General features: G+C 66.1%; 5 protein-coding genes. All 5 read right to left on the bottom strand.

Annotated elements, in window-relative coordinates; all coding sequences use genetic code 11:
- Window positions 1-1,613, bottom strand: a 1,613-nt coding sequence (locus B4M60_RS09785) for a hypothetical protein (protein ID WP_291082941.1), incomplete at its 3' end; no start/stop codon positions are given.
- A gap of 131 nt (window positions 1,614-1,744) precedes the next feature.
- The gene (locus B4M60_RS09780; RefSeq protein WP_291082938.1) at window positions 1,745-3,847 is read right to left on the bottom strand and encodes a hypothetical protein; all 2,103 of its coding nucleotides are present in this window, start codon (window positions 3,845-3,847) and stop codon (window positions 1,745-1,747) included.
- The gene (locus B4M60_RS09775) at window positions 3,844-5,136 is read right to left on the bottom strand and encodes a hypothetical protein (protein ID WP_291082935.1); all 1,293 of its coding nucleotides are present in this window, start codon (window positions 5,134-5,136) and stop codon (window positions 3,844-3,846) included. The genes B4M60_RS09780 and B4M60_RS09775 overlap by 4 nt, the downstream gene beginning before the upstream one ends.
- A gap of 154 nt (window positions 5,137-5,290) precedes the next feature.
- On the bottom strand, window positions 5,291-6,718 hold the full coding sequence (locus B4M60_RS09770; RefSeq protein WP_291082932.1) for a DUF2130 domain-containing protein: 1,428 nt from the start codon (window positions 6,716-6,718) through the stop codon (window positions 5,291-5,293).
- A gap of 106 nt (window positions 6,719-6,824) precedes the next feature.
- Window positions 6,825-7,694: hypothetical protein (locus B4M60_RS09765; RefSeq protein WP_291082929.1), on the bottom strand; the 870-nt coding region annotated here is incomplete at its 5' end.

The following is a 7,694-nucleotide window of genomic DNA, read 5'->3' as shown; positions in this document are numbered from 1 at the left end:
ACGACCGTCTTCTCGAACGCTCGCCACTGGTCAAGCACCCTGGTGGTCGTCGCGTCCACCTTGGGGTGTCGGGCTCTGATCTGGCCGCCGCTGTCAAGGATCGCGGTCTCGATCTGTCGCCGGTACCACGCCGATTCGTCGACGGGATCGTTCGCATCGATATCGGCTCCGCCGCCGCGCTCCTCGTCGTCGGAGTCCCGGTCGCCGTCACCCTCACCGATCCTCAGAAACGCAGCGAACGAGGAGGCGATCCCGTACGCGAAGTAGGGTCGGCCCGCACCGCGTTCCGAGAGTGACTGGGCCCGCGCGGCAAGCAGGAACGGCAGGCTCAACTCGTCCGGAACCTCGATGCCCCGACAGTGCGTGCCACCGGGCCGGATGGCGTCGCCCTCGATCACCAGTCGGTTCCTTGGCCGCTCGTGCCGGATGACCCACCTCGCCAGCTCAGCGTGCATCGCCTGCCGCTTGGTCACCGACAGAGTGGCAGCCGCCCAGGCGGCGGCCGCAGAGGCGGAGAGTGTGTCCGGGGGATCGATCGGCTCCCAGGCTGCCAACTCCCGGCCCGCGCCGTCATCGAGTCGGGACCAGGTGTCGTCGAACATCCGAGCCGCTGTCTGCGCCTCGGACATCACCGTGTCGAGCCGGGTGAGCAGGGTCTCGAGGCTCTCCGTCCGCTCGATGCCGTGCGCGCTCGCTGCCGTCATCCGGCGGAGAACGCGGACGAACTCATCGTTCCCGAGCGCGAACGGAGTCGCGGTCAGGAGCAGCATGCGGTCCGCGACGCCGTGGAGGATCCCCCGCCCTGTCTGGGACTCCGGCGAACCGAAGAGCTGGGCGAGCCTGGTCCAGTCGTTCTTGGCGGCGTGTGCCTCATCGAGGATCAGCAGGGGGAACCGTGCGCTCGTCCCCTCGAGCACCTCTCGGATGAAGTCGGTCGTGATCTTGGCCAACTCTGCCCGAGAGGCGACCAGCCGGTCCCCCAAGTGGCGCGTGTCGGCCACGCGGCGCCGAGGAATACCGTCCAGGCAATCCAGCACGTCCGAGAAGTCGTACCCCGCCAGCGTCTTGATGACGTCGTCCGGAACCGGGTCGTCGCCGAGGTCGATGCCCGTGAGGTTCCGCCACACGTCCTGCCACGTCCCGGGGCTGTGCGACAGGAGTTCGAGGACCCTGTCCGTCGAGTAACTCCTGTCCTCGATGAGGCCGCGGTGTTCGCCGCACCACTTCGCGTAGATGCGCCGGAAATACAGGTCGTTCTCGGTGGGATGTGATCCGCCGGTCGCGGCCCACACCAGTGCGAGCTGGATGTGATGGTTCACCGTGAGCCTGGACAGGGCGGTGTGGGTCACCACCAGCACGTCTGCCCGTCGGGAGTCCGGGTCGTCGATCGCCTTGAGAAAGTCGTCCGCTTTGGTGATGGGCGCCCTAGGACCGCGCAGACCCACCTCCGGGCCGAGATAGGTCTCGTGAAACCTGGCCCACTCCCCCACCCACTTGTCGGCGACGTTCGGTGGCACCACGATTGCAACCTGACGCTTGCGAAGGGGGGTCCACGGAGGCGGACTGAGCAGCACCGACGCCGCCACGGCACACGCGACGTAGGTCTTTCCCATCCCCACCTGGTCTGCCAGAACCACGCCTTCCTGCTGGCATAGGCGGTTCAGGATCTCGTCCGCCGTTTTCAGCTGTCGCCGCCAGCTGTCCTGGAACTGCGGCGAGGGGGCATCCCTACGAATGCCCTGCGTTACGTGGCGATACATGCTTCAGCCCTCTCGAATGCTCGCGATTGGTAGTCCCTGAAGCTCTCGGGCAGGCGCGCCAGGATGCTGGCGGAGGCTCGCATTTCCCTCAATGCGTCCGCGAGCACTCCCCACGTCTCGGTGTCGTCCTCATTGATCAGGTCGCCCCACGGGACGCGGCTGCAGACGAGCGCGATCTCCGCGATGGTGAATGCGGCTTCGGGCACCGGGACGACACCGCCCTCCACGTCCCGCAACAGGTGGCAGATCAATCCGATGGGCCCGAGGGTGGAGAAGAGACGACGCCGGAGATGGTCCGGATCATTGATGCGGAAGAGGGGTGCGGACAGCCTCTTCTCCAGGCCGTCCAAGGCCGTCGCCAGTGCTCTGCCCCGACGGAGGAGATAGCTGGGGTCGTCATGGAGCGCCAGAAGATCGATCCGCTGCGGTTCACCTGCGGCGGTTTCGTTCTCCGCCAGGATTTCTGCCACGGCCTCGGACAGCGAACGGCCCCGGCTGAGCGCAGAGAAGAGGACGGAAGCAGGTAGTAGCGAAACGTCGGGCGACGGGGGCAGCGTCGAGAGGTCATCGACGACGACGGCCCATACCGCGGAGGAGGCCCCGTCTGACTTTTCACCGGAGTCGGGTCGACTCTCCCACTCCACGTCGACTGCGGTCGGCAGGTCCGACGATTCGAGAGACACCTCCCAGTCCCCCGGCTGGCCCGCATCCCGCCACTGCCGCGCGTCGTAACGGATCACTCCACGCACGCGGATAGTCCAGGCGTGTAGTCGGTCGATGAGAGCGGGGTCGACCTGGAATCGGAGGACCCAGCTGCCGGCGGACTCCGAGGTGCGGAGCGCGCGGCAGATCTCGAACCCGGTGGGGAGAGGAACAGCAGCGTCCTCGTCCTCGTCGCGCAGCTGCTCCGCGGTGCAGGACTCCACTTCGGGTCCGAGCGCCTCGCCGCCTCGGACCAGCGCGAGCAGCAACCGGGATTCGCGGGACCCCGCCGGCGCACAGACCCAGACGTTCATCTCCCTGTGGCCAGGGGATTTCGTCGTGGCACCGATGCCCAGTCCCTTCGCGGTGTGATTGGAACTGCCCACCAGGACGGCTACCCCGTCGCGCCCCTCTGCAACCAGGGCTTTGGCATGAAGTCTCCTCTCGATGTCGGTGACATTCAGGAGGCGCGTGCCGGCACGGTCGCGGAGGTGGCGCGGGACCGGGATGTTCCCCGAGTGATCGAGAAGGGTGAGGACCTCGTGGGTGCACGAGCGGCGACCTCGCCTGGGCAGAATAGCCTCGACGATCGCTTGCGTGGCCCTCTCGTCGTCCATGTCGAAGTACGGCGAGACCTGGCTGAGGCGGTTGGGGCGCGCAAAGGATTTCCACACGTCCTCGAACCGTTCCAGGGGACGCCGCGGCGAGCGGCCGACATCGCTGCCCAGAGGGGACGAAGGGGCAAGGATCGTCCGGAGCCGCCGACGTCCGAACGCCAATGGCACCTCCGCCACCCTGTCCCGGAACAGCTCGAGCGAAGCGTGCGCCCGGTCCCAGGCGGGCAGCCCGGGCCCGTACCCCGGAATGAGATCCAGATAGGACCTGAGTTCGTCGGCGAGTTCGATGAGGTCCGTTCGGGATAGCAGACACTCGGGACCGAGGTCGATCGATAGCATCATCTCCACCTGCTTGCGGTAGCCGGCTGAGGTGAGGTTCGCGGATCCGATCAGGACCCGGGTCGAGTGCTCCCACATCAGCACCGCCACCTTCGAGTGCAGGAGTCCATTGGGTACCGAGCACGGGAGCAGATCCCAGCGCAGGGTGGATCGGGCTTGGACCGAACTCCGGTCGGCGAGCACCGACACCGTCACCCCTCCCAGGAGGTCCTCGAGTTCGATGCGCGCCACGATGTCGTCGACGGTCCGCGATGTCCCGCCGTCGGTCGATTCGTCCACTCCGGTGACCGACAGGAACCTGGAAAGGCAGTCTCTGTCAACGAAGTCCGCCTCGAGAGCGAACGTCGCCGCGAATACAGCGATGGGCGCCCCGGCTCCGGGCGGTGGCTGCCAGCGATCGAGCAGTACCTTTTCCTCCACCGGCTTCATCGGGTTCCCTCGACAAAGGAGTACAGCGTCGACAACCGGTACGGATGCATCCACGCGTCGACATCGCGCGGCTCGGGTTGTTCCCGGTATATCTGGCGGGGCACCCAGCCTTCCTCGATGTCCGTGATCCACGGGGACTTCCCCTTGGTCTGCTGAACGGCCAGGTGCCTATTGACGAGCCCGTCGAAGAACTCGACCGGCCCCGGCGCCTCGCGCACGGGAGCGACGAGCTCGGCCACGCGTTCACTGAGTTCAGTACCGAGCTGGTCGATGGCGGCGACCGACGCGATCGCCTCGTCGGCATATCTCCGGATCGACGACGCCCCTGCCGCCAGCAGCCCGTCCTCCCCGATCGCCTCGGGCGTGATCAACCGGAACGTCGACAGTGTGGATCGGAAACAGTTGTCCATCGTCACGGCAAGCCGCTCGAACCGGGTCACAGCGTCGAGCACGCGGGCGAGTTCGTCGCTGGCCCCGGGCCGTATGGCCTCGGCTACGCCTCTGTCGTCCGCGAGATCAATCGCGATGGGGGGCCGGTCGATCAGCTCCACCACTTCCTTCCTCAAGACGTGGCTGGTCTCGAACAGTTGCGTCCGGAGGAGTGCTCGGACGCGTGGTCCTTCCCCCACCTTCAGGATGATCTCCGCAAGTTCCTTCGCTTTGACAGTGTGCTTCTCGACGCGGGACTCCCCTGCTCGCAGGCTCGCCTCGACCGAGTTGGCGATCCATCTGCGCAGTAGACCCCCTTCTGTCGAGAGGTCGTAGTTCAGGAATCCCTCCAGACCTCGGTCTTTTTCCCATGCCTCCACCAGTTCCCGCGCCGCTTCGCCGGGTCTGCCGTGGGCGTCGAGCACCCCGGTATCCACGCAGTACGGGCGGTACACACCGGTGAAGCCGAAGACGCGCGGGCCCCGGAGGTAAGTCGCCGGAGACAGTCGGCCATCGCCCGCCAGTGCACGCGAAGCCTTTGAACTACCGGGGAACGGGATCGACAGAAGCTTGTCCCGTTGGTGACGGACCATCGACTCCAGCACGTTCCACTCCAGCGCTATGTCCGCCCTCGTGGTCCCGTCTGTGCTCCGCAGATGGCTGTACTCCTGGACGACGACGGCGGAGAGCGCGATGCGTGCCACGAAGTGCGGATCCCTCATCCGGGCTCGGACGCCCGGCGCCAGATGGTCAGCGATCCGGTCCGCTATCGACCCCATCCCCAACGGATCGAGGCTTCCCTCACCGGTGGTCTCGGGATCCCATTTGGACAGGGCCGGTAGTTGGTCGAGCACACTCACGTTGGAGCCACCGTTCGGGTCATTCGCTGCGTTCGCTTTGTCTTGACTTGAGGGGATCTGCCTGTGCCCCACTACGCCAAATGCCGAAATCTGGGTCCGGCTCAATATTCTTCGTCGCCCCACGGAGCGGCGGGCCCGCCAGACCGACCGCCGACTATTCGATCTCGACGCCGTCCTCGTGGCCGGGGACCGCAGCGCTCTCCAGGGCAGCGAACTTCGCCGTCATCGTCGGGTTCCCGCGGGTGAGCTTCTTGATGGTCATGTTGCTGGCCTTGTCGTTCGCCAACCGCAGGTTCCGCTCGGACCCGAGAAGGTCCTCTTTCACCTTGTGGAGGCGCGCTATGGCCTTGTCGATCTCGTCGATCGCACTGTGGAATCTCCGACTCGCGAGATCGTAGTTCTTCCCGAATGCGGTCTTGAACGTCTCGAGCTTCTCCTCGAAACCGGTGATGTCGACATTCTGGGACTTGACCAGCTCGAGTTGCGACTTGTACTCCAGGGCGTTCATGGACACGTTCCGCAGGAGCGTGATGATCTGGAGGAAGAACTGCGGACGGACCACGTACATCTTCGGGTAGCGGTGGGAGACGTCCACGATTCCGACGTTGTACAGCTCACTGTCCGGCTCGAGCATCGAGACGAGTACCGCGTACTCGCACCCCTTGTCGTTCCGGTCCTTGTCGAGCTTTTTAAAGAAGTCCTCGTTCTTCTGCCTCGTGGCGGAGGTGTCGGACTCGTTCTTCATCTCGAACATGATCGACACCACCTCGATTCCGTTCTCGTCGGTGTCGCGGAATACAAAGTCGCCCTTGGTCCCGTAACTGGTGTCGTTGTCCTTCTCGAAGTACGCCCGGGGAAAGGCCGCTGCGCGGATCTGGTTGAACTCGGTCTCGCAGTGCTGTTCCAGGGTCTCGCCGAGCATCTTGGTGGACAGGCGGGCCTTGAGGTCCCGCAGTCTCTCGATCGCATCGTCACGATCCTTGATCTGCGTCTCGTACTTCTCCTTCAGCGATCTCTCGACCAGCTCCTTCTCCAAGGTGGCCCGCTCGAGATCGTGCCTGAGGGTGTCGCGCTCCTTCTCCACCTGCCCCACGGCGTGGGCCACCGCGAGTTCCTTTGCGACTCCGTCCGCCTCGAGCTTCGCCTTGAGTTTCTGGATCTCCGCCTCCTTGGCCGCGACCGACTGCTGCAAAGCGGCCGCAGCCTTGGATTCGGCCAGCTCCAGCTCAGCCTTCTTGGCTGCCGCCACCGTCTCGAGCTGGCCCTCCAACGAGTCGCGTTCCTTCTCGACCACGGCGAGCGCCTCTCGTACGGCGAGTTGCCGGGCCACCTCCTCGGCCTTCAGCTTGGCCTGGAGATCGTGGATCTCGGCGTCCTTGGCCGCGGCGGCCTTCTGCAGCTCCCCCGCGGCTCGAGCCTCAGCGAGCTCGACCGCCCTATCCTTCTCCGCCGCGGCGAGCGCGAGACGCTCGTGGAGCTCGTTGTCGAATTCCTCGGTACGGACCTGACGGACGATCTCGGCATATCCCGCCTCGTCGACAGTGAATGCCTTGGCGCAGTGGGGGCACACGATCTCATGCACGGCGGAACTCCTCGAAGGCAGAACAGGTGGGGCGGCGGTTGACCCCGTCATCATGACCGTGAGATCAGACACCGGAGAGAATCTCCGCCAGATTGCCTCACGCCCGTCACCACTGCCCGTCCGCCACCACATCCCCACCATCGCCCTTGAGCCGGATGACCGTGGCCGGATCGACGGGGGTGTGCGGCCCGGAGTCGTCGCCGAGCAGGTCGCCCACGGTCTTGACCTTGCCCAGTGTGTCGCTCGGGGCCAGGTCCTCGTGGTCGGCGTCGTAGTACTCGAACCACGGCAGCCCGTGCCTGACATAGGTCTCGCGGTCGACCGGGGAGGCGGGCGGCACCTCACCTGTGATCGCCGACCACTGCGCCGCCGAGCAGAGATGGACAAACACGCGACCGGACCGCTTCTCGTCGTAGTCGGACAGCGCGCGCTCGTCGGCGTAGACCTCCTGCCGCATGCGCCCGCCCGCACCCAAGCCCATGTCGGGCGGGGCGCAGAACGGGATAACGGGGTCGGCGCTGTAGACCATGTCGCACTCGACCTGCCCCTGCGCGTCCTCCCACTTGCGCAGAGCCTGGTCGGTCAGGCCGACCGCGCGCAGCTGCACTCCCCCGTGGTCCTCCGATCCGGTCACCTGCGCCTCGACGGTCGCCCCCAGCCCGAGGGGCACGGCCACGAACTGCCGGATGTAACCCTCACCGGCGTTGATGCCGTCGAGCCACGGCTGGTCCGGGAGGGCCGCGTAGTTCTGCGGGTCCTTCGACAGGGACTCGTCCCACGTCTCGCCGCTGATGGCGCACACCCTGCCCACGCCGACCTGCAATGCGGCGGGCTCCTCGCTGTGGAACACCATCCACATGGCCTCCCGTTGATACAGCGGCATCATCACCCCGCCGCGGGCGAGCCACTCCGCGGGCGCCGTGTCGGGGTAATCCGACACGCGGCGGAGCGGGAACCGTCCGAGCCCGGGCGGGAG

The sequence above is a fragment of the Dietzia sp. UBA5065 genome (genome assembly GCA_002415925.1).
In the GTDB taxonomy this organism is placed as follows: Bacteria; Actinomycetota; Actinomycetes; order Mycobacteriales; family Mycobacteriaceae; genus Dietzia.
This window is presented reverse-complemented; position numbering and strand designations above follow the sequence as displayed.

What these genes read in the sequence shown, in the direction of transcription:
- B4M60_RS09780 (WP_291082938.1), bottom strand. Translation starts at nt 3,847, where the DNA reads ATGAAGCCGGTGGAGGAAAAGGTACTGCTCGATCGCTGGCAGCCACCG.